This is a genomic window from Variovorax sp. EBFNA2, from assembly GCF_033802765.1.
In the GTDB taxonomy this organism is placed as follows: Bacteria; Pseudomonadota; Gammaproteobacteria; order Burkholderiales; family Burkholderiaceae_C; genus Variovorax; species Variovorax paradoxus_H.
Map to the genome: position 1 here is coordinate 4,312,137 of NZ_CP138496.1, position 25,605 is coordinate 4,337,741.

Here is a 25,605-nt window from a genome sequence, read left to right on the forward strand (position 1 = left end):
CTAAAAGCCCGCGACGCGGGCGCCCCCCGCGGCCGCATAAAGGCCGGCACCGAAGACCGCGTGCGTGACCAGGCTCTGGAACCGCGCCATCGCTGGGCGCGGCGTGCGGCGCGCCGCGAAGCCCGCGCCCATCGCGGGCTGCATCACGCAGAACGGCAGGACCACGGTGCCGATGCCGACGATCAACGCAGGAGCGAGCGTCGGCTGACGCGCCCAACCCAATCCCCAGCCCGCGAGCAGCACGGCTGCGAACGCGATGCCGAGCAGGTAGTGCGCGGTCCAGCCGATGACGCCTTCGCCGGCCACGCGCGGCGACTTGCCGATGGGGTCGTGAAAGAAGCGCCCCCGCGTCAGGTGCACGAGCCAGCGGCCGACGAGCGCGTAGTCGAGCGAAGGAATCCCGAAGAGGCGCCGACGCAGCACCGCCCAAAGGTCCATCACCACCGTCGCACCAGCGCCGATCCACAGCGTGCGCAGCGCGAACTCGACGGCCTCAGACACGGTCGCGCTCCTGCGCCGAGGCACGCGCGGCGATCATCCAGCAGGCCGCGACAAAGCGCACCTCATCGCCCTGCACATAGGGCGCAAAAGCGGCGTGCAAGGTCTCGACGACCTTCGCGCGCGTCTGTGCATCCGTCTCCTGCAGGATCAGCCCGACCGGCCCGAGCCGCGTGAAGTAGTCGACCAGCGCCGTCGCAGGGAACGCGCATTCGACCTCGAACGGCTGGATGTCGACCTCGCCCCACCCGCTCGCCTCGAGGATGCCCGCGACCCGTGCGCGGTCGGCAAACGCGAACTGGCCCGGTGCGTTCGGCCGGCGCGGCGGCAAGCCGGGCAACAGCGGTGCGGCGGCGCGCTCGGCGGTCGTCATGAACGGGTTCTCGGCCCCGCCGCGCCAGGCGATGCAGCGCAGGGCCGCACCGTCCGTCGCAGCGCGCCGCAGGTTCGCGAAGGCCTGCACCGGATCGTCGAAGAACATCACGCCCAGGCGCGAGATGACCATATCGAACGCGCCCGGCTCGAAGGCATGGCCCTGCACGTCGGCGCAGACGAAGCGGGCCGACGGCAGCGCCTCGCGCGCGGCGCGGGCCTTCGCCGCCTCGATCATCGGCGCCGAGATATCGACGCCAAGGCACTGCCCCGTCGCGCCGAGCTGCCGCGCCACTGCGAGCGTCGTGCGGCCGGTGCCGCAGCCGACGTCGAGCACGCGACGGGCGCCCACGGCGCGCACCGCGTCGGTCAGCCGCGCTTCGAGCGGCTGGAACATCGCGTCGAGCACGGCCTGCGTCTGGACCCAGGCGCTGCCGGCGCGGCCGTTCCACAAGGCGGCCTGTTCTGCATTGGCGGGAGATGTGTCGTCGTCCATGATCGTTTTCCTTCAGGTGCCGTCGAGCGGCGAAGGCTAGACTGTGCCAATTCAAGTCGACTTGAAGTCAAGAGGGAGCAGCACATGGACATTTCGGAAGTCGCGCAACGCGCCGGCGTTCCCGCCTCGACGCTGCGTTTCTATGAAGAAAAAGGGCTGATCGCATCGACGGGCCGTCACGGCCTGCGCCGCGTGTTCGCGCCTGACGTGCTGGAGCGGCTGGCGCTCATCGCGCTGGGGCGCGCCGCCGGTTTCTCGCTGGAGGAGATCGGCCGCATGTTCTCGCCCGAAGGCAAGCCGCACATCGACCGGCAGCTGCTTGCCGACAAGGCACAGGACCTGGACCGCACGATCCGCCAGCTCACGGCGATGCGCGACGGCCTGCGGCATGCCGCGGTCTGCCCCGCGCCCAGCCACATGGAATGCCCGACGTTCCGCCGCATCCTGCGGGCGGCGTCGTCGGGTGCACTGGAAGCCCCGAAGAAAAAAGCGCCGAAGCCGCCCAAGCCCCGCGCCGCCTGACCCCACGCGTTTGCTTGCAGGCGTTGCGTCCGGCAACACGCGCCCTGTCCCACGCTGCGCGGCCCGACCCTGCGCACAGGCACGTGCGGCAGGCTCCTACACCGCGAAATGCGTACTTTTGACCATGATGAGCCATCACTCCTCGAAAGGTGGACACCATGTTGAAGACACGTCTCTGGATCGCCGCTGCAGCTGCCACTTCGGTCATGACGCTGGCGGGTTGTGCGAGCGGTCCCAACCAGAACCTGGGCACCGGTATCGGCGCACTCGGCGGCGCGGCGGTGGGCCATGCAATCGGTGGCAACACCGGCTCCACGCTCGGCGGCGCAGCCATCGGCGGCGTCATCGGCAACCAGGTGGGCCGCAGCGTCGACGAACGCAACTACTACGAGCAGCAGCAACAGCAACGCTACCCGCGCGGCAGCGGCTACTACCCGTACAACGGGCCCCGCTACTGATCATTCATTCACACCCTCAACGAAAAACGCGCCCTCGGGCGCGTTTTTTTGTGGGGTGAGTTTGCAGCGACTCAGGCCTGCGATGCCGCCGCCCGCGCCTTCTCGGCCTTCGAGGCGCGCCACGCGCCGAAGATGGCCAGCAGTCCGGGCACGAAGATCAGCGCCCAGATGATCTTGTCCAGGTGCAGCCGCACGAACGGCAGGTTGCCGAAGAAGTAGCCCGCGGTGGCAATGCCCAGCACCCAGAGCAGCGCGCCGCCCACGTTGTAGGCCGTGAACTTCGCGCGGTTCATCTCGGCCACGCCCGCCACGAAGGGCGCAAAGGTGCGAATGAAGGGCATGAAGCGTGCGAGCACGATGGTGATGCCGCCGTAGCGCTCGTAGAAGCCGTGGGCCTGGTCGAAGGCCTTGCGGTTGAAGAAGCGCGAGTTCTCCCACTGGAACACCTTGGGCCCGAAGTAGCGCCCGATCGAGTAGTTGCACTGGTCGCCCAGGATGGCCGCCACGATCAGGATGCCGCACGCCAGCGGAAAGCTCATGAGCCCCACGCCGCACAGCGCGCCGACGATGAACAGCAGAGAGTCGCCCGGCAAGAACGGCATGACCACCGCACCGGTCTCGACGAACACGATCAGGAACAGCAGCGCATAGACCCAGGGGCCGTAGGCGACCACGAAGGCCTCGAGATGTTTGTCGACGTGAAGAATGAAGTCGACGAGAAAGCTGATGATTTCCATGGGCGCGGATTATCCTTGTTGGCATGCTGCCCCCTTTCCGAATCACCCCATGATCCAGATCCGCGAAGCCCTCGATGCCGACTGGCCCGCTATCTGGGCCGTCCTCGAACCGACGTTCCGCCGCGGCGACACCTACACCTACCCGCCCGATGTCACGGAAGAAGAGGCCCGCCACTCGTGGATGAAGGTGCCCACGCTGACCTTCGTGGCCTGCAACGACGAAAGCGCCGTGCTGGGCACCTATGTGATCCGGCCCAACCAGCCGGGCCAGGGCGCACATGTGAGCAACTGCGCGTATGTGGTGTCCGAGGCCGCGCGTGGCCTGGGCGTGGCTTCGGCGCTGTGCGAACACTCGCAGCAGCAGGCCTTGCGCATGGGCTTCCTGGCGATGCAGTTCAACTTCGTCGTGTCGACCAACGCGCGCGCAGTGCAGCTCTGGCAGCGCATGGGCTTCGCCATCGTCGGCACCCTGCCGGGCGCGTTCCGGCATCCGCAGCGTGGCTTCGTGGATGCCTTCGTCATGTTCAAGCAGTTGCAGCCTCTGCCCGGCGCGGCATGAAGAAGATCGAGCCCCGGCTCCTGCAGGCCTTCGTGGCCGTGGCCCGCGAGGGCTCGGTGTCGCGCGGCGCGCAGCGCCTCTTTCTCACGCAGCCAGCCGTGAGCCTGCAGCTCAAGGAGCTGGGCGCGCTGGTCGAGCTGGAGCTGTTCCAGCGCACGCCCACCGGCCTGCTGCTCACGCGCGACGGCGCGGCGCTGCTCAACCATGCGGAGCATGCGCTCGAGGGTCTGAACGATTTCGCGGTGGCGGCCGAGCGACTCAAGGGCGGCGTGCGCGGCTCGCTGCGCATCGGCACCATCCTCGACCCCGACTTCACGCGGCTCAGCCCCTTCCTCACCGAGCTGGTGGCGCTGGCGCCCGAGCTCGAGACCGAGCTGCACCAGGGCACGAGCGGCGACGTGCTCGCCCAACTGCTGAACAAGGAACTGGACATCGGCTTCTACCTCGGCGACCCCGAGGCGACCGACCTGCCGCAGGCCAGCGCCGCCGCGCGCCGCCAGGAAGGCGGCCTGCTGTTCCATTCGCAGGTGCTGGCGCGCTTCAACTACCAGGTGATCGGCCCGAGCGGCTGGGCGCCCCAGGTGCTGGGCCGCGAGTGGCCCGAGCTGGCGTATCTGCCGTGGGTGCTGGCACCGCCGACCTCGTCGCATTCGCGGCTGCTGGCGCCCGTGCTGCAGGCCCACAAGCTGGTGCTGAAGAAGGCTGCGCAGGCCGACCAGGAGATGTCGATGCTGGCGCTGGTGCGCGCCGGCGTGGGCATTTCGCTGGCGCGCGATGCGCTGGCGCTGCAGGCCAGCCAGCGCGACGGCCTGGTCATTGCCGACCGCGTGAGCATCGGCTGCGATCTGCGCTTTGTCTGCCTGGCCAGCGCGCTCAAGCGGCCGGAGGTGGACTGCGCGTGGCAGGCACTGTCGCGCGTCTGGCGACAGGCCTTCTGATCAGCTAGGCGCGCGCCCGACCGTCGCGCACGGCCGCAGGCGCTGCCGCCGCCCCGCTCTTCTTCGCCACGCGCCAGCCCTTGGGCATGAGCGCCAGCATCAGTGCGGCCAGCAGCGCTGCACTGCCCAGCGTGTACAGCCCCGCGGCCGAGCCGCCGTGGTTCTGTTCCACGTAGGTCCGCAGGTTGGGCGCCACGAAGCCGCCGAGGTTGCCGATGGAGTTGACCAGCGCAATGCCCGTGGCAATGCCCAGCCCCGACAGCCGCTCCGACAGGAAGGCATAGAAGATCGGCGTGCCCGACAGGTAGGTCGACGCACCGATCGACAGCGCCGCGATCGCGAAGACCGGCGAGCCATGCGCCGACAGGCACACGCACACGCCGAAGATCGTGTACAGCGTGGCCACGGTGACGCGGCGACGGTCGTGGTGACGGTCGGACCAGCGCGTGACGAAGTACACGACGAACAGCGCCAGCAGCCACGGAATGCTGGTGACGAAGCCGACCAGCAGGCCGATCTTCTGGCCCAGGATCTGCGCCACCTGGGTCGGGAGATAGAAGATGAGGCCGTAGGCCGCGATCTGCACGATGAAGAAGTTCAGCGCGAAGAACATGACCCGCGGATTGCACAGGGTCTGCCACACGGTCTGCGGGCTGTCGGCCGACTTTTCTGCCGCTTCCTGGTCGAGCACGGCCTGCAGCGCGTTCTGCTGCGCGGTCGTGAGCCAGGGCGCGTTGTGCGGCCGGTCGACGATGACGAAGAAGGCCACGATGCCCACCACCACGGCCATCAGGCCCTCGATGAGGAACATCCACTCCCAGCCCTTGAGGCCGCCGATGCCGTTCATGTCGAGCAGCGCACCGGAGATCGGCCCGCCGATGACGAGCGCGCCTGCAAAGCCGAACAGCAGGATGCCGTTGGCCTGCGCGCGCACCTTCGCCGGGAACCAGTAGGTCAGCGTGAGCAGCACGCCGGGGTAGAAGCCCGCCTCCGCGATGCCGAGCAAAAAGCGCAGCACGTAGAACGAGGTCTCGGTGGTCGCGAACATCATGGCCGACGCCACGAGCCCCCAGGTGACCATGATCCGGCACAGCCAGATGCGCGGACCGACGCGCGACAAGATCACGTTGCTCGGCACTTCGAAGATCGCGTAGCTCACGAAGAAGATGCCGGCGCCGAGCGCGAAGGCGCTGTTGCTCAGGCCGGTGTCGATCTGCAGCGCCTGCTTGGCGAAGCCAACGTTCACGCGGTCAAGAATCGACATGATGTACATGACGATGAGCATGGGCAGCAGGCGCCAGCGCGCCTTGTGGATGGCGCCTGTGACCAGCTCGCCGTAGGGACTCGTGGTTGTCATTGTTGTTGTCTCCTGAATAGGTATGTCTGTCTGAAAGCCGTGAAGGCTAGCCGCGTGCGACCGCGCCGTGGACCGGGTTGGTCACCGCACCAAGCCCGTCGATCTCGACCGAGACCACGTCGCCGCGCTTCAGGAAGCGTGGCGGCTTGAGGCCCAGGCCGACGCCGGCGGGCGTGCCGGTGAGGATCAGGTCGCCGGGCTCCAGCGTGATGGCGCGCGAGAGGTACGCCACGAGGAACGCGACCGAGAAAATCATTTCGCTGGTGTTGGACGACTGCACGGCCTCGCCGTTGACGAGGCAGCGGATGCCCAGCGATTGCACGTCGGCCACTTCGTCGCGCGTGACGACGGTGGACGCGAGTGGGCAAAAGCCGTCGAGCGACTTGCCGCGCACCCATTGCGCCTCGCCCAGCTGCACGTCGCGCGCGCTCACGTCGTTGGCGGCGACGTAGCCGAACACATGCGAGAGCGCATCCGCTTCGCTCACGCCCTGTGCGCGTTTGCCGATGACGACGCCGAGTTCAGCTTCCCAGTCGACCTTCTCGGTGAAGCCTTCGGGCCAGGTGATCGCGTCGCCATCGGCCGCCAGCGTGTTGGTGAACTTGGCGAACACGACGGGCTTCTCGGGGATGGCCAGCCCTGTTTCGATGCAATGGTCGCGGTAGTTCGCGCCGATGCAGATGATGTTTCTCGGCGCGAACGGCAGCGTGGGCTTGACGTCGGCGAGCGGGATTGGTTGGCCTGCATCGTTCCAGGGCTTGCCTTCGACGATGTCCTGCATGCGGGCCGCATCGACGGGCTGCAATGCGCCGTCCTTGATGTAGCCCACGCGGGGGCCTTGGGGCGTTTGAACGCTCATCCACTTCATGTCTGACTCCTTCTTTTGATTTGAAAAAAACCTTGTGCGGGTTTGTTCAGGGCGTGTGCTCAGGCCACCGGGTACTTCCCTCCGCGAATGTCCCCCGGGCTTCGCCCTCCTCCTTGATTTCGCTGCGGGAAGCACCCAGTGCCCTGAGCACACTGGGCGCTGTCGTTGTGCTGGCCCGATCAACGACCGCGCTGATGACGCTCACGTCGATGGGGTGCCTTGCGCAGCGAAATCAAGGAGGAGGGGCGCAGCCCCGGGGGACATTCGCGGAGCAAGGCTCCCCGTCGGCGGGAGCGTCGCCCTGAACAACAGCAGTCCTCAATGATTCCGACGCGGAATCCCGGCGGTCTGCGCCACGCGCTGGTACTTGGTCGCCGGCTTCAGCACCATGCCTTCGGACAGCGTGTCCACCATCGCGCGCTGGATCTCCTGCCATGGCGTCTGGCTCGCGGGAATCGGGTAGCCGCCCTTCGCCTCGAGGTCGCGGGCGCGCGCTTGCAGCACCTCGTCGTCGACGAGCATGTTGACGGTGCGCTCCTTCAGGTCCACGCGCACCTTGTCGCCGGTCTGCAGCAGCGCCAGGCCTGTGCCTGCGGCGGCTTCGGGCGAGGCGTTGAGGATCGACGGCGAGCCCGAGGTGCCCGACTGGCGGCCGTCGCCGATGCAGGGCAAGGCCGACACGCCGCTCTTGAGCAGGTGCGAGGGCGCGCGCATGTTGACCACTTCCGACGAGCCCGGGTGGCCGATGGGGCCGACGCCGCGCATGAACAGGATGCAGCTCGCGTCGATGTCCAGCGACGGGTCTTCGATGCGGGCCTCGAAATCTTCCGGGCCGTCGAACACGATGGCGCGGCCCACGAAGGCGTCGAGGTCGCCGGCCTTGCTCAGGTAGCGCGCGCGGAACTCGTCGGAGATGACGCTGGTCTTCATGATCGCGCTGTCGAACAGGTTGCCCGACATCACGAGGAAGCCGGCGTTCTCGCGCAGCGGCTGCTCGAAGGGGCGGATGACGTCGGCGTCTTTCACCGGTGCGTCGGCGCAGTTGACGGCCAAGGTGTGGCCGTTGACGGTGCGCGCGTCGGTGCGGATCAGGCCGTGGCGGTGCAGCTCGGCCACGACGGCGGGCACGCCGCCCGCGCGGTAGAACTCTTCGCCGAGGTACTTGCCGGCGGGCTGCATGTCGAGCAGCAGCGGCACCTCGAGGCCGACCGTTTCCCAGTCCTGGATGTTGAGCTCGACGCCCGCATGCTTGGCGATGGCGATGAGGTGGATCGGCGCGTTGGTCGAACCGCCGATGGCCGAGTTGACGACGATGGCGTTCTCGAAGGCCGAGCGCGTGAGGATGTCCGAGGGCTTGAGGTCTTCGCGCACCATGTCGACGATGCGGCGGCCGGTTTCGTAGGCCATCTGGCCGCGCTCGCGGTACGGCGCGGGAATGGCCGCGCAGCCGGGCAGGCTCATGCCCAGCGCCTCGGCCAAGGCGTTCATGGTCGAGGCCGTGCCCATCACGTTGCAGTGGCCGGCCGAAGGCACGGTGGAGCCGACGAGGTCGATGTAGCCGGGGAAGTCGATGCTGCCCTTGGCGAACAGCTCGCGCGCCTTGAACAGCGTGGTGCCGGTGCCGGTGCGCTGGCCTTCGTGCCAGCCGTTGAGCATGGGGCCGCCCGACAGCACGATGGCGGGGATGTTGGCGGTGGCCGCGGCCATCAGTGCGGCGGGCGTGGTCTTGTCGCAGCCGGTGGTCAGCACCACGCCGTCGATCGGGTAGCCGGTGAGGATTTCGACGAGGCCCAGGTAGGCCAGGTTGCGGTCGAGCGCGGCCGTGGGGCGGCGGCCGTTCTCCTGGATCGGGTGCATCGGAAATTCCATCGCGATGCCGCCCATCTCGCGGATGCCTTCGCGCACCCGCAGCGACAGCTCGCGGTGGTGGCGGTTGCAGGGCGTGAGGTCGGAGCCGCTTTGCGCGATGCCGATGATCGGCTTGCCCGATTGCAGCTCTTCGCGGGTGAGGCCGTAGTTCAGGAACCAGGCCAGGTGCAAAACCGAGAGTTCGCTGTGTTCGGGGTTGTTGAACCAGGCGGCGGAGCGCAGGGGGCGGGGTGTCGTCATGGCATCGGCTTTCAGGGGGTCGGCGAACGCGCGCGGCGGCCCCCTGCGCGGCATGGCGGCGTGCCATGGCGGTGTCCTGGGTGTCTCCGGTGCGTTCTTGTTGTGCGAATACGTTGGCGAGAGGGAGCTTAGGTTTTCGCCTTCGCCAAAGCCAATGAGATCGGTTGAGGATCGGTATAAGCGCGCCAAATACACCGCCCGGACACCCCCGATACCCCCGCCATCGGCCCCGCCCGGGCGCCGCTTTTAGAATGTTTCCGGTGAGTGCCCTCCCCTCCTCCCTCCCCCCCGCCGAACGCCGCCCGATCCGTGAACTCCCCGACGAGCTGATCAGCCAGATCGCCGCCGGCGAAATGGTCGAGCGCCCCGCCTCGGTGGTGCGCGAACTGCTCGACAACGCGCTGGACGCCGGCGCGCGCCAGATCACCGTGCGGCTGGCCTCGGGCGGCGTGCGGCTGATCTCGGTCGAAGACGACGGCGGGGGCATTCCGCGCGAAGAACTCACGGTGGCCCTGCGCCGCCACGCCACCAGCAAGATCGCGAGCCTGAGCGACCTCGAAACGGTCGGCACCATGGGCTTTCGCGGCGAGGCGCTCGCGGCCATCAACGCGATTGCCGAACTCAGCATCCTCTCGCGCTTCACCGGCGCCGACAGCGCCTTCGTGCTCGACGGCGGCACGGGCGAGCTGCGGCCCGTGGCGCGCTCCGTGGGCACCACGGTCGAGGTGCGCGAGCTGTTCTTTGCCACGCCCGCACGGCGCAAATTTTTGAAGACCGACGCCACCGAGCTGGCCCACTGCATCGAGGCCGTGCGCCGCCATGCGCTGGCGCGGCCCGAGGTGGGCTTCGCGGTGTGGCACGACGGCAAGCTGATCGAACAATGGCGCGCCGCCGCCACGCCCGAACAGCGGCTGGCCGACGCGCTGAGCGACGACTTCGTGTCGCAGAGCGTCTCTGTGCTGCGCGAAGGCGGCCCGGTGCGCGTGGTCGGCCGCGCCGGCATTCCCGACGCAGCGCGCTCGCGCAACGACCAGCAGTTCTTCTACGTCAACGGGCGCTTCGTGCGCGACAAGGTGCTGTCGCACGCGGTGCGCAGCGCCTACGAAGACGTGCTGCACGGCCAGCGCCAGCCGGTGTACGTGCTGTACCTGGAGATCGACCCCGCGCGCGTCGACGTCAACGTGCACCCGACCAAAATCGAGGTGCGCTTCCGCGACGGACGCGAGGTGCACCAGGCGGTGCGCCATGCCATCGAGGACGCCCTGGCCGCACCGCGCGCCGGCGATGCGCTGGCACCGGCCGACGCACCGCCGCAGCCTTTCTTCAAGCAGACGCCGCTGCCGCCGAGCGCGAGCTGGTCGCAGCCCGCGATTGCGTTCCAGGCACGCGAGCGCGGCACCGGCGACTTCGAGGCCATGTGGCCGCGGCGCTCCGAGGAACAAGGCCATGCGTTGGTCACGGGCGCGTCGCAGTGGCAGACGGAAGCGCCGGCGATGTCGTTCCGCGCGCCGGTCGGATTGCCGGACACCGAAGCGCCCGCGCCAGCGCCCGCGCCTGTCATGAACCAGGACGCCTGGCCGCTGGGCCGCGCGCTGGCCCAGCTGCAGGGCATCTACATCCTGGCCGAGAACAGCCAGGGCCTCGTGATCGTCGACATGCACGCGGCGCACGAGCGCATCGTCTACGAGCGGCTCAAGACCCAGCTCGACGGCGCAGCCATCACGAGCCAGCCGCTGCTGATTCCGGCCACCTTCGCGGCCACGCCGCAGGAAGTGGCCACGGCCGAGGCCTGCGCCGAGGTGCTGCCCACGCTGGGGCTGGAGATCACGCCTTTCTCGGCCCGCACGCTCGCGGTGCGCGCCGTGCCCGGCACCCTGGCCGACGGCGACCCGGTGGAGCTGGCGCGCAGCGTGCTCGCCGAACTGGGCCAGCACGACGCGAGCACCGTGGTGCAGCGCGCGCAGAACGAGCTGCTGTCGACCATGGCCTGCCACGGCGCGGTGCGCGCCAACCGCAAGCTCACGATCGACGAGATGAACGGCCTGCTGCGCCAGATGGAAGCCACCGAGCGCTCCGACCAGTGCAACCACGGCCGGCCGACCTGGCGCCAGCTGTCGATCCGCGAGCTCGATTCGCTGTTCATGCGCGGGCGCTGAGCCTCAAGGTTTCGCGTCATCGGCGGCTGCGCCGACATGCTGCAGCGTGACGGCAGCCAGCACCGCAAGGATCGCGATGCTGACGGCGCTGGTGGCCGCGGCTGCATTCAGCCCCGCGAGGAAGGCGGCTTGTGCCTGTTCCAGCACACCCGCAGGCAGTTCGCGCGCCACCGAGGTGGCGCCGGCCAGGCTGTCCGATACCGCGCGCTGAAGGGCCACGGCCATGCCGTCGATCGGCTCGCCCATCCGCGTGCGATACACCGCCGTCGTCAGGCTGCCCAGCGTGGCGATGCCCACGGCCAGGCCCAGCTCCTGCACCGTTTCGGACAAGGCCGAGGCGGACCCGGCCTTCTCGGGCGGCGCGGCGCCCACCACCAGGTCGGTGCCCAGCGCGGCGATGGTGCCCAGGCCGAGGTACACCAACGAGAACGAGGCGGTCACCAACGCAATGCCATGCGGCGTGCGATCGAGCTGGCTCAGCATCAGATAGCCCACGACGGACAGCCCCAGTGCGCCCGCCATCACATGGCCCGGCCGGATGCGCCGCGCGAGCAGCGGCGCCGTGATGCCAGCGACCAGCATGGCCAGCGCTGGCGGCCCCATCCACAGCCCCGCCGCGAGCGGTGACAGGCCCGCCACCAGTTGCAGGTACTGGGTCACCAGCAGCATCGTGCCGCCGACACCGACGAGCCCCACCAGCAGCACCACCAGCGCGACGCTGAAGGCCCGGCTGGCGAACAGGTCGAGGTCGATCAGCGGATGGCGCAGCCGCCGCTGCCGCCGGACGAACAGCAGAGCAAAGGCCAACCCGCCGAAGAGTGCCAGCGCGGCACCGACGCCGATCCCGTCCTTGGCGACCTGCTTGATGCCGTAGACCACCGGCAGCAACGCGAGCAGCGACAGCGCGACGCTGGGCAGATCGAGCCGACCTTGCTGCGGCGCGCGGTACTCCGGCAGCAGGAACGGCGCGGCCACCAGCAGCAGCCCGACGACCGGCAGCGCGACGAGAAAGGCCGCGCCCCAGCCCTGGTGCGCCAGCAGCACGCCGCCCACCACCGGCCCCGCCGCCATGCCCAGCGCGAACATGGTCGCCCACAGTCCGATCGCCAGCGCGCGCTGGTGCGGGTGCAAAAACATGTTGCTGATCAGCGCCAGCGTCGACGGCATCAGCGTCGCGCCCGCCACGCCGAGCACGGCACGCGCGGCGATCAGCTGGTTGGCGCTGGTCGAAGAGGCCGCAATCACCGACGCCACGCCGAACGCCGCCGCCCCCACCATGAGCAGCTTGCGCCGCCCGATACGGTCGCCCAGCGTGCCCATCGTGACGAGGAAGCCGGCAATCATGAAGCCGTAGGCATCGACGATCCACAGCGCCTGCGCGCTCGTGGGGCGCAGGTCGAGGGCCAGCGCGGGCAGCGCGAGGTGCAGCAGCGTGAGGTCGAGGCCGAGCAAAAGGGTCGGCAGCGCCAGCAGCGCGAGGCCGGTCCATTCGCGGGCGCCTGCGCGGCCTTCGCGCCTCGCAGCGGGAGGCCTTTCGGCAAGGGAAAGTGAGTCGCAAGGTGCTGTCAAAAAGGGCCTCCGGGTGCGTGTTCGGGTTGCGGAAGCCCCATCTTCAGGACAAGATAATCACATTACAATTTAAGTGTTTATCCTATTACTGGAGACAATAGCCGTGATCGAACGCAGCCTCAGCCGCACCAAGAACGAGCTGTCGGAGTTCCTGACCCGGCACCGCCGGAAGCTGACGCCCGCCGATGTCGGCCTGCCCTCCCAGGGCCGGCGCCGCACGCCCGGCCTGCGGCGCGAAGAGGTCGCGGTGATGGCCGGCGTGGGGCTCACCTGGTACACGTGGTTCGAGCAGGGGCGCGAGATCCAGGTGTCGCAGAAGTTTTTGCTCGGCGTGGCGCACGCCTTGAAGCTCGACGACGCCGAATGCAGCCACCTGTTTCTGCTGGCCCACAAGCGCCCTCCGCCGCCCGAGGCCCATCAGCAGGTGTCGGTCACGCCGCACATCCAGCAGCTGATGGACGACCTGCCGAACCGCCCCGCCTACGTGTGCAACCTGCGCTGGGATGTCGTGGCCTGGAACGCGGCGGCCGAGGCGCTGTTCGGCTTCAGCGGGCGCGAACGCGAGGTGCGCAACCTGCTGCGCATGGTGTTCGCCGACCCCGAACTGCGGCGCCGCTTGCCCGCCTGGCGCGACGATGCGCCCCGGCTGCTGGCGCAATTCCGTTACGACTTCGCTATCGCGCCCGACGATCCGGCCATGCTCGGCCTCGTCGCGGACCTGAAAGAACTCTCGCCCGACTTCCGCCGCTGGTGGGACACCCCCGACAGCGCGCCCGCCCGGCGCGGCCTCGGATGCATACAGATGGCCGACACCGGGCCGTTGGACTTTCACCACGAAATGTTGGTGGTCGACGAGCACCGGCACCTGCGCATGGTGGTGTATTTCGCGCAGCCGGCACCGGGCTGAGCACCGCCGCTGGCGCGCTAGATAAGCGCCGTCAGCGCCCGTTTTGAGGGTTTTCGAGGGTTTTTGCGCGTCATCCGCAGCGCGGGCACGCACGTTGCATGGTCTCGTGCGAAGCGCCGGCGAGCGCCGCACAGGGAGGGCTGACACGCGATGCCGACGCGTTTCAGAAAGCAAGCAGATGAACTTTCGGCCGACTTTCGCTGTCCCTCCACGCAATGATCAAACGCTGGCCCCTCCTCGCGTCCATCTTTTCGCTCTGTGCCCTTCTGGCCGCCGGCTGTTCGACCCTCGACGAACGGCAGCGTGAGTGGATCTTTCAGCCCAGCGACCGCAGCTGGGGCAACTCGGCCCAGATGACCGAAGGCATGCAGGACGTCTGGATCGACTTTCAATCGTCCATCACCGGTGAACCGGCGCGCCTGCACGGCCTGTGGCTCGGCGGCGCCCCCGAAACCACCGACACCCCCGTGCTGCTGTACCTGCATGGTGCGCGCTACAACGTGGCCGGCTCGGCGCCGCGCATCCAGCGCATGCACGAGCTGGGCTTCTCGGTGCTGGCCATCGACTACCGCGGCTTCGGCAAGAGCTCCAAGGGCCTGCCCTCGGAAGCCTCGGCCCGCGAAGACGCCCGCGCCGCCTGGACCTGGCTCGCCGCGCGCCATCCGCGCCAGCACCGTTACATCTTCGGCCACTCGCTGGGCGGTGCCATCGGCATCGATCTGGCGGCCACGGTGGGCGACGAGAGCGGCACCATCGTCGAGAGCACCTTCACCTCCATCGCCGACGTGGCCAGCAGCTTCAAGTGGGGCTGGCTGCCCTTCGGCCCGTTCATCACGCAGCGCTTCGAGGCGATTCGCACCGTCAAGGACATCGGCGCACCGCTGCTCGTGGTGCATGGCACCGCCGACAGCCTGATCAACCCGACGCTCGGGCGCAAGCTGTACGAGGCGGCCACGGTGCCGAAGATGTTCGTGCTGGTCGAAGGCGGTTCGCACCACAACACCAACTCGGTGGGCGCGACGCAGTACCGCGCGGCGCTGTCGCAACTGTTCCGCATGAAGCCCGAAGGCAGCAGCACCGTGGCGGACAGCCGGCCGCAGCCGCGGCTGGTATCGCCGCAGCCTGCGGTGCCTTCTTCGTTGCCCTCCGCCGCGCTGTCGCCGCAAGAGGTGCGGGGCCAGGCGCACACGCCGCCCGCCCCCGCTGCCATCTAACTAACAACCAAACCGGCTTTTCAGCCGGTTCCGTTCCCGCCTCAGGCCGAGGCCAGGTCGAACGGCAGCTGGCGCAACGGCTTGCCCGTCAACCGCGCCACGGCATTCGCGAACGCAGGCGCCAGCGGTGGCAGACCCGGTTCTCCCATGCCCTTGGGCGCATCGGCACTCGGCACGATGTGCACATCGAACTCGGGCATCTGCGTGATGCGCGCCACGGTGAAGTCGCCGAAGTTGCCCTGCTGCACCACGCCGTCCTTCAACGTGATGGCGCTGCCCTGCAGACAGGTCGACAGCCCCATCACCGCTGCGCCCTGCACCTGCGCTTCCACGCTGCGCGGGTTCACTGCCAGATTGCAGTGCACGCCGGAGGTCACGCGGTGCAGCACGGGCTGGCCGTCCTTCACCGACGCTTCGACCACATAGGCCACCACCGACTCGAAGGACTCGTGCACCGCCACGCCCCAGGCGCGGCCTTCGGCCAGCTTCTTCTTGCCGTAGCCGCTCTTGTCGACCGCCAGCTGCAGCGCGGCGCGATGGCGCGGGTGCTTGTCGCCGAAGAGGTTCATGCGGTAGGCCACCGGGTCTTGCTTGGTGGTGCGGGCGATCTCGTCGATGAGCGTTTCCATCACGAAGGCGGTGTGCGTGGAACCCACGCTGCGCCACCACAGCACCGGCACGTTGACCTGCGGGTGATGCACCGTGAGGCGCATCGGCACGGGGTACGGATCGCGCATGCCTTCGACGGCCGTGGCGTCGATGCCGCCCTTCACCATGGAGCCGGCGAACACCGTGCCGCCGGTGATCGACTGGCCCACGATCACGTGGTCCCACGCGAGGATCTTGCCGCGTTCGTCGAAACCGATGCGTGCGCGGTGCAGGTGCATGGGGCGGTAGTAGCCGCCCTTGATGTCGTCCTCGCGGCTCCACAGCAGGCGCACGGGGGCGTCTTTGAGGCCGGCAGTGCGCGCGGCCTTGGCGATTTCGCAGGCCTCGACCACGAAGTCGCTCGAGCCCACGAAGCGCCGGCCGAAGCCGCCGCCCGCCATCTGCACATTCACCTTCACCTGCTCGGGCTTGAGCTTCAGCGTGCGCGCCGCGGCCTGGCCGTCGAGGTCGGCCGACTGCGTGCCGACCCACAGCTCGGCGCGGCCGTCCGTCAGCTTCACGGTGCAGTTCTCCGGCTCCATGGGCGCGTGGGCCAGGTAGGGAAACACGAACTCGGCGTCGAGCTTGTGCGGTGCATTGGCCAGCGGCGCCATGTCGGCGTCGAACTTGCGATTGCCAGGGCGGCCGGCCAGTTCACGGTACTGCGCCAGTTGCTTCTCGCTGTCGACCTTCTCGACGGCGGCGGTGTCCCACTGCAGCTTGAGCGCATCGCGGCCCAGCTTGGCCGGCCAGTAACCGTCGGCCACCACGGCCACGCCCTCGGCACCGCGGTCCAGCGGAATGCGCAGCACGGCCTTCACGCCCTTGACGGCGCGCGCGGCGCTGTCGTCCACAGAGGCCAAGCGCGCGCCGAACACCGGCGGATGCGCGACCACGGCCGACAGTTGGCCGGGCTGCTTCACGTCGATGCCGAAGTCTTGCCGCCCGCTGCTCTTGGCGCGTGCGTCCAGGCGCGTGGTCGGGCGTCCGATGATGCGGAAGTCCTTCGGGTTCTTCAGCGTGACCTTCTCGGGCACGGGCAGCGCCATGGCCGCTTCGGCCAGTTCGCCGTAAGTCGCCTTGCGGCCGCCCGGGCCGAACACGGTGCCGGCCTGCGTGCGCAGCGTGGCCACGTCGACCTTCCAGCGCTGCGCGGCTGCCGACAGCAGCATGGCCCGCGCACGCGCGCCGAGTTCGCGGTACTGCGTGTAGCTGTTCTTGATCGAGTTGGAACCGCCGGTCAGGTGCATGCCGAACAACGGGTCGGCGTAGGCGGCATCGTTGGTGCCGTTGCGGCTGCGCACCAGGGCCCAGTCGGCATCGAGCTCTTCGGCCAGGATCATCGGGAGGCCGGTCTGCACGCCCTGGCCGAATTCGAGGCGGTTGATGGTCACCGTGACCTCGCCATTCGGCGCGATCTGCACGAAGGCCGACGGCTGTTGCGTCGGCTTGAGCGCACCGCCCGCCTTGGCCGGGCCGTCGGCCTGCGCCATGGCCATGTGGGGAAAGGCGCCGAGCACGAAGCCACCGGCGCCGGCCATCTTCAGGAAGCTGCGACGGGGCAGCGTGGCGACCTCGTCGGCTTCATCGGTCTCAGGCCGGGCCATCAGGCGCTGCAGCGCGCGCGGCAGTTCGTTGTAGTCGATGTTTGGCAGCATGTCGGCTCCTTAGGCGAGGGTCTTGGCCGCATCGGCCACGGCGGCGCGGATGCGGGCGTAGGTGCCGCAGCGGCAGATGTTGCCGGCCATGGCCGAGTCGATCTCGTCCGTGCTGGGCTGCTTGCCCTTGGGCAGTGACTGCAGGAAGGCCGTCGCACTCATGATCTGGCCGCTCTGGCAGTAGCCGCACTGCGCGACGTCGTGCTTGACCCACGCGGCATGCACGGCAGCGCCCACGCGGTCGCTGCCGCCGGTCACGGCTTCGATGGTGGTGATCTTCTTGCCCTCGGCCGCCGAGATCGGCGTGATGCACGAGCGAATGGCCTGGCCGTCCATGTGCACGGTGCAGGCGCCGCACAGCGCCGCGCCGCAGCCGAACTTGGTGCCGGTCATGCCCAGCGTGTCGCGCAGGGCCCAGAGGATGGGGGTGCCGGGGTCGGCGTCGACCGTGTGGTCACGGCCGTTGACGTGGAGCGCGCTCATGTTGTTGTTCTCCGTGGGTTGAGTTGAAGGATTCGATTCACTTGGCGCCGTCGAGCACCCATTGCGCGAGCGCCTGCAGGTCGGCCTCGGGCACCTGGGGTTGCGCGGGCATCGGCATCGCGCCCCACTTGCCCGAGCTGCCGGCCTTGATGCTGGCGGCCAGCTGCGCGGCCGTGCCCTTGCCGTCGCCGTAGCGCGCGCCGATCTCTTTCCAGGAAGGGCCCACCACCTTCACGGCGGCCTGGTGGCAGGCCATGCACGCGTACTTCTGCGCCAGCGCGGTGCTGGCGGCGGCGGGTGCGGACCAGGCGATGCTCGCGCCGGTGGCCAGGGCGGCCACGAGCGAGGCGGTGATGCGGCGGTCGATGCCGCGATGCGGGTTTCGTTCGTCGTGGGTCATTTCTTTTTTCATCATCGTGGAGGGGAAGCACGGTCCTCGCGCCGCGCGCGGCAGGACTTCACGGCGGCCAGTGTCCGATGAAGCGCCCACGGCCACTTGCCCAATCCGCGCGCGTTCTTGCCTGAAACAACGAGACTGCGCCGGAAACGCCAGTCGCATGAGAAGCGCCCGATAGACTTTGCGCAAGCAGCCGAAAGGATTCAGATGGAAGTGCTACAGCCGACGCAGCCAGACGACTCGGCCGTCCTCGGTGCCCTGGCCACGGCCGTCGGGCGCATTGCCCGAAACGACGGCGACCACGCCACCGCCATTCCCGAACTCTCGCTGCACCGTCGCAGCGCCGCGACCGAGCCCGTGCATTGCATCTACGGCTTCGGCCTGGGCATCACGGTCGGCGGACAGAAGCGCGCGGCGCTCGGCGAAGAGATCTATGAATACGCCGCGGGCCAGTCGCTGCTCATCACGGCCGACCTTCCCGTGGTGGCGCACGTCACCCGCGCCAGCGCGGCGCAGCCCTTTCTGGGCCTCATGCTCAAGCTCGATGCGCGCGCCATCGTGCAGGTGGCGACCGAGATGGCGTTGCCGCCGCCGTCCAGAGAGCCTCACAACCACCGCGCCCTGTCGCTGGGCGCACTCGACCCGACACTGCTGGGCACGGTGACGCGGCTCGTCGAGCTGCTGGCCGAGCCCCAGCTCGTTCCCCAGCTCGCGCCGCTGCTGCAGAAGGAAATCATCGTGCGCCTGCTTGCCGGCCGCCACGGCCCGCAGCTGCAGCGCCTCGTGACCGTCGGCTCGCCGAGCCAGCAGGTGGCGCAGAGCCTGGCGTGGCTCAAGATGAACTTCACCAAGCCCGTGCTGGCCGACGACCTCGCCGCGTCCGCGCACATGAGCCCGTCGACCTACCGCCAGCACTTCCGCGCCGTGACCGGCATGAGCCCGATGCAGTACCTGAAGCAGTTGCGCCTGCAGGAAGCGCGGCAGCTGATGCTGAACCAGAACATCGATGCGGGCACGGCCGGCGTGCGCGTGGGCTATGAAAGCGCCTCGCAGTTCAGCCGCGAGTACGCGCGCCTGTTCGGGGCGCCACCGCTGCGCGACATCCGCCGGATGCGGGACGCGACCGTCGTCATCGCCTGAAGCACTGCGTCGCAAGCAAGCCCCGCGCTGCCGCCCGGCGCGCGCCATTTGCTACCCTCGACGCATGCCCCCCGCTTCCCCTGTTCCCCCGCGCTACATCGCGCTCGCCGGCCCCACTGCGTCCGGCAAGACCGCCGTGGCCCTGGCCGTGGCGCAATTGCAGCCGGTCGAGATCATCAGCGTCGATTCGGCGCTGGTCTACCGCGGCATGGACATCGGCACCGCCAAGCCCACCGCCGCCGAGCAGGCCGCCGTGCCGCACCACCTGATCGACATCCTCGATGCGCGCGACAGCTACAGCGCGGCCGCCTTCGTGGCCGACGCCACACGGCTTATCGACGCCATCCGCGCGCGCGGCGCGCTGCCGCTGCTTGTGGGCGGCACCATGCTGTACTTCAAGGCGCTGTTCGACGGCATCGACGCCATGCCCGCTGCCGACCCCGCCGTGCGCGCGCGCCTCGATGCCGAAGCCGCCGCGCTCGGCTGGCCCGCGATGCATGCGCGGCTCGCGCAGGTCGACCCCGTCACGGCCGCGCGGCTCGCGCCGCAAGACAGCCAGCGCATCCAGCGCGCGCTCGAGGTGTGGGAAAGCAGCGGTCAGCCGCTGTCCAGCTTCCATGCGAGCGACACCAAGGCCGCCAAGGCCGTCGACGGTGGCGTACTCGTGTCGCTCGAACCCAATGACCGCGCCTGGCTGCACGGCCGCATTGCCGAACGCTTCGACGCCATGCTCGCAGGCGGTTTTCTCGACGAGGTGAAGGCGCTGCGCGCGCGCGGCGACCTGTCGCCCGACCTGCCCTCGATGCGCTGCGTCGGCTACCGCCAGGCCTGGGAGATGCTCGACGCCTGCGGCGACGCACCGCCCGATGCCAAGGCCCTGAACGAGTTGCGCGAGCGCGGCATCGCCGCCACGCGCCAGCTCGCCAAGCGGCAGATCACCTGGCTGCGCAGCATGCCGCAACGCACCGTCATCGCCTGCGATGCGCCCGACGCGGTGCAGACCGCCGTGCAGCACATCGCGCACATTGCACGCGGGGCGACGCCCGCATGACCCTGCACCTCTCCAACCTCGGCAAGCACTACGGCGACGCGCCCGTCTTCGAACACGTGAGCCTGCAGGTCGAGCCCGGCGAGTTCGTCGCCATCGTGGGCGAATCGGGCGTGGGCAAGTCGACCTTGCTCAACTGCATGGCCGGCCTCGACAACTGGGACGAAGGCAGCGTGTCACACGACGGCACCGACATCGGCGCGCTCGACGGCGAAGCCCGCGCACTCTGGCGCCGCCAGCATGTGGGCTTCGTGTTCCAGGCCTTCCATGTGCTGCCGCACCTCGACGTGGCGCAGAACGTATCGCTGCCGCTGATGTTGCTCGGCCGTCCGCGCGAAGACGCACGCGTAGCCCACATGCTCGACGCCGTCGGCCTGCCCGGCATGGGCGCGCGGCTGCCGCAGACACTGTCAGGCGGTCAGCTGCAGCGCGTGGCCATCGCACGCGCGCTGGTGCATCGGCCCGCGCTGCTGCTGGCCGACGAGCCCACCGGCAACCTCGACCCGTCCACCGCCGCGAAGGTGATGGACCTGCTGATCGGCCAGACACGCGAGCATGGCGCGTCGCTGGTGCTGGTGACGCACTCGGAGAGCGCGGCGGCGCGTGCGGACCGCTTGCTGCACCTGACGGTGAGCGGTATCCGGGCCTGACGGGTGAAGCGCCCATCGACACCCGTTCCGGGCGCGTTGGTGATGATCGCCGTGCTCTACCTGGCCACCGAGCTGTGGCAACTCGCCACACGCCCCACGCTCATGGTCGGCGTGCGCATCCTGGTCTATGCCTTCGTGTTCCGTGCGGCGCTGCGTGGCAGCCCATGGGCGGCCGGGCTGTGGGGCATCGCGAGCGCGGTGGCCACGGCCGCGTGCTTGTACGCCCTGTGGATCATTGCCCGGCACGGTGCAGTCGGCGTCTCGGCATCCAGGCTCGCCTACCTTTCTCTCATGACGGCCTTCTTCGCCGCGGGCACGCTCTACATCGTCCGCAGCCAGAACCTGAAGGCCTTCCAGCGATCGCGCCGCGTCGGCGGACCGCCCGATGGCGCGCGCGTCACGCTGCGCCACGGCCATCTCTCACTGATTCGCTACCGACGCCCTGAGGTGCGCGTCGCGCTGGACGCCATCAAGCGGATCGCGGTGCGCTCGCACACGAAGGTCGACAACCTGCCGCACGTGTGGATCGAGCTGTGGGCCGACAGCGACCGCGACGCCCCAGCTGCCGAGGTCGGCACGCTCGCCGACAACTTCACACAACTCGAGGCCTGGCTGCTGGCGCTGCCGGACTTCGATGCAGCCGGCTACCGTCAGCTGCTCGACTGCGGCGAGAACGCGCGCCGCGTCGTGTGGCAGCGCACGCCGTAAGGCTCAGGCCGTGCCGCTCAACAACGCGGCATAGCGAGACAGGTCGACGTTCCCGCCGCTGATCACGATGCCCACGCGCTGGCCTTCAATGGCCTTCGCAGCCGCAATGGCGCCCGCGAACGCGAGGCAGCCCGTCGGCTCCACCACCATCTTCATGCGCTCCGCGAAGAAGCGCATCGCCTCGACGAGCTGCTCGTCGGTCACCGTGAAGATGTCATCGACATCGCGTTGGATGATCCCGAAGGTGTATTCGCCCAGGTGCTGTGTCTGCGCGCCGTCGGCAATGGTGTTGGGCGTTTCGATGTGCACGATCTTCCCTGTGCGCAGTGACTGCTGGCCGTCGTTGCCGGCTTCGGGCTCCACGCCGTAGACCTTGCACTCGGGCGACAGTGCGCGCGCCGACAGGGCCGAGCCCGACAGCAGCCCACCGCCGCCGAGGCACACGAACAGGTGATCGAGCGGGCCCGTCTCTTCGATGAGTTCCTTCACCGCCGTACCCTGCCCCGTCAGCACATCGGGGTGGTCGTAGGGCGGAATCATCGTCATGCCGCGTTCCTGCGCGAGCCGCTTCGTCAGCGCCTCGCGGTCTTCGGTGAAGCGGTCGTACATCACCACGTCGGCGCCGTAGCCCTTCGTGGCCGCGACCTTGGCGGCGGGCGCGTCCTTGGGCATGACGATCACGGCCGGCATCGACAGCAGCCGCGCCGACAGCGCGATGGCCTGCGCGTGGTTGCCCGACGAGAACGCGATGACGCCGCCCTTGCGCTGCGCCGCGTCGAACTTCGACAGCGCATTGAACGCACCGCGGAACTTGAACGCGCCCATGCGCTGGAAGTTCTCGCACTTGAAGAAGAACTGCGCGCCCCAGCGTTCATTGGCGGTGGTCGATTGCAGCACCGGCGTGCGGTGGGCATGGCCTTCGAGCCGCGCGGCCGCGGCGATGACGTCGTCGTAGGTAGGGAGTTGCATGCATCGAGCTTAGCGGCGGCGCCCCCTTCCTTACAGTCCCGATGGGTAAAAACCCGGGGATGCGTCCGGCGCCGGAACTCCGTACTCTGTATACAGAGTTCAAAAAAGGCCCACCATGCCCGCCCAGTTGCTCAGCATCGAAGTCGCTCCCGACCTCGTCGATCAGGTCTACCGCGCCCTGCTCGGCGCCATCAGCAGCGGCGCGCTCGCGCCGGGCGAGCGGCTCACGCAGGAGGACATTGCGGCGCGGCTTTCGGTGTCGCGCCAGCCGGTGCTGCAGGCGCTGCGGCTGCTCAAGAAAGACGGCTTCGTGCAGGACGCGCCCGGCCGCGGTGTGTTGGTGGCACCGCTGGAGGCCGAGGCGATGCGCAAGGTCTACCAGGTGCGCGGCGCGCTCGACGTGCTGGCCGCGCGGCTGGCGGCGCAGCAGCGTTTTCGCATCGACCCGAAGCTCATCGAACGCGGCCGGCGCGCGGCGCGCGGGCGCAATGTCGAAGCCATGATCGATGCCGACGTGGCTTTTCACCAGGCCATCTACGCCGCCTCGGGCAACCCGCTGATCGGCCAGAGCGCCGACCCGCACTGGCGCCACCTGCGCCGCGCGATGGGCGCGGTGCTGCAGGCCGAGCCGCAGCGCGAGTCGCTGTGGGACGAGCACGAAGCCATTGCCGACGCCATTGCAGCGGGCGACGTCGAACGCGCCGCGCGCCTGAGCGACGAGCACGTCTCGCGCGCCAGCGACGCGCTGGCCGAACGGCTCGCGCAGCAGCTGGCGCGCATGGCATCCGCATCCGCATCCGCATCTGCAACCCCCACCAAAAAAGGAGACAAGGCATGAAGCTGACCCCCGAGCAACGCGCGCAGTTCGAGCGCGAGGGCTACCTGTTCTTCCCCGGCCACTTCTCACCCGAAGAGACGAAGGTGCTGACCGAGGCGGTGCCCGACCTGTACAGCAAGCGCGCAGCCTTCAACGTGCGCGAAAAGGGCTCCGACGCCGTGCGCACGAACTTCGCGGCGCACCTCATCAGCGAGCCCTTCGCGCGGCTGGCGCGGCACCCGCGCATGGTCGGGCCGGTGATGGACCTGTTCGACGAAGCGGTCTACATGCACCAGTTCAAGATCAACGGCAAGATGGCCTTCGAAGGCGACGTGTGGCAGTGGCACCAGGACTACGGCACCTGGCTCAACGACGACCTGATGCCCACCGAGCGCGCGATGAACGTGGCCATCTTTCTCGATGAAGTGACCGAGCACAACGGCCCGCTGATGTTCATTCCGGGCAGCCACCGCAAGGGCGTGGTCGATGCCAAGCATGACCTCACGACCACCAGCTACCCGCTGTGGACGGTCGACAACGACCTGATCCGCCAGCTGGTCGATCGCGCGGGCGGCACGCAGGGCGGCATCGTCTCGCCCAAGGGGCCGGCCGGTTCGATGATCCTGTTCCACAGCTGCCTCGTGCATGCCTCGGGCAGCAACCTGTCGCCCTTCAACCGCGTGGCCGTGTATCTGAGCCTGTGCGCGGTCAGCAACCACATCCGCCGCCACAAGCGGCCCGAGTACATCGCGCATCGCGACTTCACGCCGATCGAGATGCTGCCCGACGACTGCCTGCGCCAGCCCTACCCCGTCGACGTGCCGTGGAAAGACGGTCTGCCCGAGAGCGCGCTGCGCACCTCGCTCGACGTCATCGATTCCGTGGAAGCCTGAACACCATGAGCCTGCACACCCGCCTGCAACAACGCGCCGCCGAAGGCCGCCCCATCCGCATCGGCCTGATCGGTGCCGGCAAGTTCGGCGCCATGTACCTGGCGCAGATTCCGCGCACGCCCGGCGTGCAACTGGTCGCCATTGCCGACCTCTCGCCCGCCGCCGCGCGCGTCAACCTCGAGCGCGTGGGCTGGCTGGCCGAGCGCAGCAACGCCGGCTCGGTGCACGAGGCGCTGAAGACCGGCGCCACCTGGATCACCGACGACTGGCAGGCCGTGACGCGCGAGCCCAGCATCGACATCGTGGTCGAGTGCACCGGCAACCCGATTGCCGCGGTCGACCATTGCCTGGATGCGTTTGCGCACGGCAAGCACGTGGTCAACGTGACGGTCGAGGCCGACGCCTTCTGCGGCCCGCTGCTCGCGCACAAGGCGCAGCAGGCCGGCGTGGTGTATTCGCTGGCCTTCGGTGACCAGCCCGCGCTGATCTGCGACCTGGTCGACTGGGCGCGCACCTGCGGCTTTCCGGTGGTGGCGGCCGGGCGCGGCCATAAGTGGCTGCCGCACTTCACCGAATCGACGCCCGAAACCGTGTGGGGCAACTACGGCCTCACGCCCGAGCAGGCGAAGCGCGGCGGGCTCAACCCGAAGATGTTCAACAGCTTCCTCGATGGCTCCAAGCCCTCGATCGAAAGCTCGGCCGTGGCCAACGCGACCGGCCTGGGCGTGCCTTCCGACGGCCTGCTCTATCCGCCCGCGAGCGTGGAAGACATTCCCTTCGTCACCCGCCCGCGCAGCGAAGGCGGCGTGCTGGAGCGCAAGGGCATGGTCGAGGTGATCTCGTCGCTCGAGGCCGACGGCCGCAAGATTCCCTACGACATCCGCATGGGCGTGTGGGTCACGGTCGAGGCCGAGACCGACTACATCAAGAACTGCTTCGAGGAATACAACGCCCACACCGACCCGAGCGGGCGCTACTTCACGTTGTACAAGCGCTGGCACCTGATCGGGCTCGAAGTCGGCATGTCGGTCGCCAGCGTGGCGCTGCGCGGCGAGCCCACCGGCGTGGCCACCGGCTGGAACGCCGACGTGGTCGCCACCGCCAAGCGCGACCTCGCGGCGGGCGAGATGCTCGACGGCGAAGGCGGCTACACCGTCTGGGGCAAGCTGCTGCCGGCCGAGCGCTCGCTGCGCCTGGGCGGCCTGCCGCTCGGGCTGGCGCACAACGTCAAGCTCGTGCGCCCCGTGAAGAAGGGCCAGAGCCTGAGCTGGGCCGACGTGGCAATGGACACCAGCACCGCCGCCTACCGGCTGCGCCAGGAAATGGAAACGCTGTTCACGCCCGCGGTGCACGCCCGCGCCGCCTGAGCACCGGCTGAACGGGCCCCGCAGCCGCGGGGCCTCTCGTTGCGCCAAAGGGCGAACAGATCAAGAA

At 68.9% G+C, this 25,605-nt stretch carries 25 protein-coding genes; 14 read left to right on the plus strand and 11 right to left on the minus strand.

From position 1 onward, the window contains the following. Both RZE79_RS20320 and RZE79_RS20325 read right to left on the minus strand, forming a co-directional pair. On the minus strand, nt 1-501 hold the full coding sequence (locus RZE79_RS20320; RefSeq protein WP_319356371.1) for a DUF2938 domain-containing protein: 501 nt from the start codon (nt 499-501) through the stop codon (nt 1-3). Next, entirely contained in the window at nt 494-1,366 is an 873-nt protein-coding gene (locus RZE79_RS20325) for a class I SAM-dependent methyltransferase (RefSeq protein ID WP_319356373.1), read from the minus strand. The genes RZE79_RS20320 and RZE79_RS20325 overlap by 8 nt, the downstream gene beginning before the upstream one ends. An 84-nt stretch (nt 1,367-1,450) precedes the next feature. On the opposite strand from RZE79_RS20325, the gene RZE79_RS20330 reads away from it, so the two are divergent. Then, nucleotides 1,451-1,888 (plus strand): helix-turn-helix domain-containing protein, encoded by a 438-nt coding sequence (locus RZE79_RS20330; RefSeq protein ID WP_319356374.1) that lies wholly within the window; start codon nt 1,451-1,453, stop codon nt 1,886-1,888. Between the two features lie 158 nt (nt 1,889-2,046). Continuing rightward, nucleotides 2,047-2,346 (plus strand): glycine zipper domain-containing protein, encoded by a 300-nt coding sequence (locus RZE79_RS20335; RefSeq protein ID WP_319356376.1) that lies wholly within the window; start codon nt 2,047-2,049, stop codon nt 2,344-2,346. A gap of 71 nt (nt 2,347-2,417) precedes the next feature. On the opposite strand, the gene RZE79_RS20340 is transcribed toward RZE79_RS20335, so the two are convergent. Then, complete coding sequence (locus tag RZE79_RS20340; RefSeq protein ID WP_319356378.1) at nt 2,418-3,083, minus strand: DedA family protein; 666 nt, start codon at nt 3,081-3,083, stop codon at nt 2,418-2,420. Between the two features lie 49 nt (nt 3,084-3,132). Here RZE79_RS20340 and RZE79_RS20345 point away from each other — a divergent pair, with 49 nt between their 5' ends. Both RZE79_RS20345 and RZE79_RS20350 read left to right on the plus strand, forming a co-directional pair. Continuing rightward, the gene (locus RZE79_RS20345) at nt 3,133-3,642 is read left to right on the plus strand and encodes a GNAT family N-acetyltransferase (protein WP_319356380.1); all 510 of its coding nucleotides are present in this window, start codon (nt 3,133-3,135) and stop codon (nt 3,640-3,642) included. Then, complete coding sequence (locus RZE79_RS20350; protein ID WP_319356382.1) at nt 3,639-4,580, plus strand: LysR family transcriptional regulator; 942 nt, start codon at nt 3,639-3,641, stop codon at nt 4,578-4,580. The genes RZE79_RS20345 and RZE79_RS20350 overlap by 4 nt, the downstream gene beginning before the upstream one ends. Before the next feature lie 4 nt (nt 4,581-4,584). Here the strand turns inward: RZE79_RS20350 and RZE79_RS20355 are convergent, their stop codons facing one another. The 3 genes from RZE79_RS20355 to RZE79_RS20365 all read right to left on the minus strand — a co-directional run bounded on the left by RZE79_RS20355 (nt 4,585) and on the right by RZE79_RS20365 (nt 8,914). Continuing rightward, complete coding sequence (locus RZE79_RS20355; protein ID WP_153283103.1) at nt 4,585-5,937, minus strand: MFS transporter; 1,353 nt, start codon at nt 5,935-5,937, stop codon at nt 4,585-4,587. A gap of 46 nt (nt 5,938-5,983) precedes the next feature. Continuing rightward, nucleotides 5,984-6,805: a fumarylacetoacetate hydrolase family protein gene (locus tag RZE79_RS20360; RefSeq protein ID WP_319356385.1), complete on the minus strand. Its 822-nt coding sequence runs from the start codon at nt 6,803-6,805 to the stop codon at nt 5,984-5,986. 318 nt (nt 6,806-7,123) lie between these two features. Next, nucleotides 7,124-8,914: an IlvD/Edd family dehydratase gene (locus RZE79_RS20365; RefSeq protein ID WP_192192597.1), complete on the minus strand. Its 1,791-nt coding sequence runs from the start codon at nt 8,912-8,914 to the stop codon at nt 7,124-7,126. Nucleotides 8,915-9,174: 260 nt separating this feature from the next. On the opposite strand from RZE79_RS20365, the gene mutL reads away from it, so the two are divergent. Further along, nucleotides 9,175-11,070: a DNA mismatch repair endonuclease MutL gene (gene mutL, locus RZE79_RS20370; RefSeq protein WP_319356388.1), complete on the plus strand. Its 1,896-nt coding sequence runs from the start codon at nt 9,175-9,177 to the stop codon at nt 11,068-11,070. Nucleotides 11,071-11,073: 3 nt separating this feature from the next. Here mutL and RZE79_RS20375 read toward each other — a convergent pair whose 3' ends face one another. Further along, a complete protein-coding gene (locus RZE79_RS20375) occupies nt 11,074-12,639 on the minus strand; it encodes an MFS transporter (protein WP_319356390.1) in 1,566 nt (521 codons plus the stop codon). Between the two features lie 103 nt (nt 12,640-12,742). Here RZE79_RS20375 and RZE79_RS20380 point away from each other — a divergent pair, with 103 nt between their 5' ends. Continuing rightward, complete coding sequence (locus tag RZE79_RS20380) at nt 12,743-13,546, plus strand: helix-turn-helix transcriptional regulator (protein ID WP_319356392.1); 804 nt, start codon at nt 12,743-12,745, stop codon at nt 13,544-13,546. Nucleotides 13,547-13,761: 215 nt separating this feature from the next. Then, nucleotides 13,762-14,760, plus strand: a complete 999-nt coding sequence (locus tag RZE79_RS20385) for an alpha/beta fold hydrolase (protein ID WP_319356394.1) — start codon at nt 13,762-13,764, stop codon at nt 14,758-14,760. 41 nt (nt 14,761-14,801) lie between these two features. Here the strand turns inward: RZE79_RS20385 and RZE79_RS20390 are convergent, their stop codons facing one another. The 3 genes from RZE79_RS20390 to RZE79_RS20400 are packed head-to-tail and all read right to left on the minus strand — an operon-like array spanning nt 14,802 to nt 17,949. Next, nucleotides 14,802-17,066: a xanthine dehydrogenase family protein molybdopterin-binding subunit gene (locus tag RZE79_RS20390; protein ID WP_319356396.1), complete on the minus strand. Its 2,265-nt coding sequence runs from the start codon at nt 17,064-17,066 to the stop codon at nt 14,802-14,804. A gap of 9 nt (nt 17,067-17,075) precedes the next feature. Then, entirely contained in the window at nt 17,076-17,549 is a 474-nt protein-coding gene (locus RZE79_RS20395; protein WP_101489744.1) for a (2Fe-2S)-binding protein, read from the minus strand. 37 nt (nt 17,550-17,586) lie between these two features. Continuing rightward, the gene (locus RZE79_RS20400; RefSeq protein ID WP_319356399.1) at nt 17,587-17,949 is read right to left on the minus strand and encodes a c-type cytochrome; all 363 of its coding nucleotides are present in this window, start codon (nt 17,947-17,949) and stop codon (nt 17,587-17,589) included. 204 nt (nt 17,950-18,153) lie between these two features. Between RZE79_RS20400 and RZE79_RS20405 the strand changes: the two genes are divergently transcribed. The 4 genes from RZE79_RS20405 to RZE79_RS20420 all read left to right on the plus strand — a co-directional run bounded on the left by RZE79_RS20405 (nt 18,154) and on the right by RZE79_RS20420 (nt 21,492). Continuing rightward, nucleotides 18,154-19,086 carry an AraC family transcriptional regulator gene (locus RZE79_RS20405; protein ID WP_319356401.1) on the plus strand — a complete coding sequence of 311 codons (933 nt, stop codon included), beginning with the start codon at nt 18,154-18,156 and terminating at the stop codon, nt 19,084-19,086. Nucleotides 19,087-19,150: 64 nt separating this feature from the next. Beyond that, nucleotides 19,151-20,137, plus strand: coding sequence for a tRNA (adenosine(37)-N6)-dimethylallyltransferase MiaA (gene miaA / locus RZE79_RS20410; protein WP_319356403.1), 987 nt, complete (start codon nt 19,151-19,153; stop codon nt 20,135-20,137). Further along, nucleotides 20,134-20,784 (plus strand): ABC transporter ATP-binding protein, encoded by a 651-nt coding sequence (locus RZE79_RS20415; protein WP_319356405.1) that lies wholly within the window; start codon nt 20,134-20,136, stop codon nt 20,782-20,784. Before miaA ends, RZE79_RS20415 begins: the two co-directional genes overlap by 4 nt. 42 nt (nt 20,785-20,826) lie before the next feature. Then, a complete protein-coding gene (locus tag RZE79_RS20420) occupies nt 20,827-21,492 on the plus strand; it encodes a hypothetical protein (RefSeq protein WP_319356407.1) in 666 nt (221 codons plus the stop codon). Between the two features lie 3 nt (nt 21,493-21,495). Here RZE79_RS20420 and RZE79_RS20425 read toward each other — a convergent pair whose 3' ends face one another. Further along, nucleotides 21,496-22,461 carry a threo-3-hydroxy-L-aspartate ammonia-lyase gene (locus tag RZE79_RS20425; protein ID WP_319356409.1) on the minus strand — a complete coding sequence of 322 codons (966 nt, stop codon included), beginning with the start codon at nt 22,459-22,461 and terminating at the stop codon, nt 21,496-21,498. A gap of 115 nt (nt 22,462-22,576) precedes the next feature. On the opposite strand from RZE79_RS20425, the gene RZE79_RS20430 reads away from it, so the two are divergent. From RZE79_RS20430 to RZE79_RS20440, 3 genes are read left to right on the plus strand one after another with little or no spacing between them, the layout of a single operon-like run. Then, complete coding sequence (locus RZE79_RS20430) at nt 22,577-23,299, plus strand: GntR family transcriptional regulator (RefSeq protein WP_319356410.1); 723 nt, start codon at nt 22,577-22,579, stop codon at nt 23,297-23,299. Further along, a complete protein-coding gene (locus RZE79_RS20435) occupies nt 23,296-24,171 on the plus strand; it encodes a phytanoyl-CoA dioxygenase family protein (RefSeq protein WP_099790947.1) in 876 nt (291 codons plus the stop codon). Before RZE79_RS20430 ends, RZE79_RS20435 begins: the two co-directional genes overlap by 4 nt. 5 nt (nt 24,172-24,176) lie before the next feature. Continuing rightward, on the plus strand, nt 24,177-25,538 hold the full coding sequence (locus tag RZE79_RS20440; RefSeq protein WP_319356414.1) for a Gfo/Idh/MocA family oxidoreductase: 1,362 nt from the start codon (nt 24,177-24,179) through the stop codon (nt 25,536-25,538). The last annotated feature ends 67 nt before the right edge of the window (nt 25,539-25,605 follow it).

Excerpts from the sequence above, each read along its gene's own strand:
- RZE79_RS20355 (WP_153283103.1), bottom strand. The coding sequence starts at position 5,937 with ATGACAACCACGAGTCCCTACGGCGAGCTGGTCACAGGCGCCATCCAC.
- RZE79_RS20325 (WP_319356373.1), bottom strand. The coding sequence starts at position 1,366 with ATGGACGACGACACATCTCCCGCCAATGCAGAACAGGCCGCCTTGTGG.
- RZE79_RS20395 (WP_101489744.1), bottom strand. The coding sequence starts at position 17,549 with ATGAGCGCGCTCCACGTCAACGGCCGTGACCACACGGTCGACGCCGAC.
- RZE79_RS20365 (WP_192192597.1), bottom strand. The coding sequence starts at position 8,914 with ATGACGACACCCCGCCCCCTGCGCTCCGCCGCCTGGTTCAACAACCCC.
- RZE79_RS20430 (WP_319356410.1), top strand. The coding sequence starts at position 22,577 with ATGCCCGCCCAGTTGCTCAGCATCGAAGTCGCTCCCGACCTCGTCGAT.
- RZE79_RS20350 (WP_319356382.1), top strand. The coding sequence starts at position 3,639 with ATGAAGAAGATCGAGCCCCGGCTCCTGCAGGCCTTCGTGGCCGTGGCC.
- RZE79_RS20420 (WP_319356407.1), top strand. The coding sequence starts at position 20,827 with ATGATCGCCGTGCTCTACCTGGCCACCGAGCTGTGGCAACTCGCCACA.
- RZE79_RS20360 (WP_319356385.1), bottom strand. The coding sequence starts at position 6,805 with ATGAAGTGGATGAGCGTTCAAACGCCCCAAGGCCCCCGCGTGGGCTAC.
- RZE79_RS20335 (WP_319356376.1), top strand. The coding sequence starts at position 2,047 with ATGTTGAAGACACGTCTCTGGATCGCCGCTGCAGCTGCCACTTCGGTC.
- RZE79_RS20390 (WP_319356396.1), bottom strand. The coding sequence starts at position 17,066 with ATGCTGCCAAACATCGACTACAACGAACTGCCGCGCGCGCTGCAGCGC.
- RZE79_RS20415 (WP_319356405.1), top strand. The coding sequence starts at position 20,134 with ATGACCCTGCACCTCTCCAACCTCGGCAAGCACTACGGCGACGCGCCC.
- RZE79_RS20405 (WP_319356401.1), top strand. The coding sequence starts at position 18,154 with ATGGAAGTGCTACAGCCGACGCAGCCAGACGACTCGGCCGTCCTCGGT.
- RZE79_RS20425 (WP_319356409.1), bottom strand. The coding sequence starts at position 22,461 with ATGCAACTCCCTACCTACGACGACGTCATCGCCGCGGCCGCGCGGCTC.
- RZE79_RS20345 (WP_319356380.1), top strand. The coding sequence starts at position 3,133 with ATGATCCAGATCCGCGAAGCCCTCGATGCCGACTGGCCCGCTATCTGG.
- RZE79_RS20340 (WP_319356378.1), bottom strand. The coding sequence starts at position 3,083 with ATGGAAATCATCAGCTTTCTCGTCGACTTCATTCTTCACGTCGACAAA.
- RZE79_RS20330 (WP_319356374.1), top strand. The coding sequence starts at position 1,451 with ATGGACATTTCGGAAGTCGCGCAACGCGCCGGCGTTCCCGCCTCGACG.
- RZE79_RS20440 (WP_319356414.1), top strand. The coding sequence starts at position 24,177 with ATGAGCCTGCACACCCGCCTGCAACAACGCGCCGCCGAAGGCCGCCCC.
- RZE79_RS20400 (WP_319356399.1), bottom strand. The coding sequence starts at position 17,949 with ATGACCCACGACGAACGAAACCCGCATCGCGGCATCGACCGCCGCATC.
- RZE79_RS20435 (WP_099790947.1), top strand. The coding sequence starts at position 23,296 with ATGAAGCTGACCCCCGAGCAACGCGCGCAGTTCGAGCGCGAGGGCTAC.
- RZE79_RS20385 (WP_319356394.1), top strand. The coding sequence starts at position 13,762 with ATGATCAAACGCTGGCCCCTCCTCGCGTCCATCTTTTCGCTCTGTGCC.
- miaA (WP_319356403.1), top strand. The coding sequence starts at position 19,151 with ATGCCCCCCGCTTCCCCTGTTCCCCCGCGCTACATCGCGCTCGCCGGC.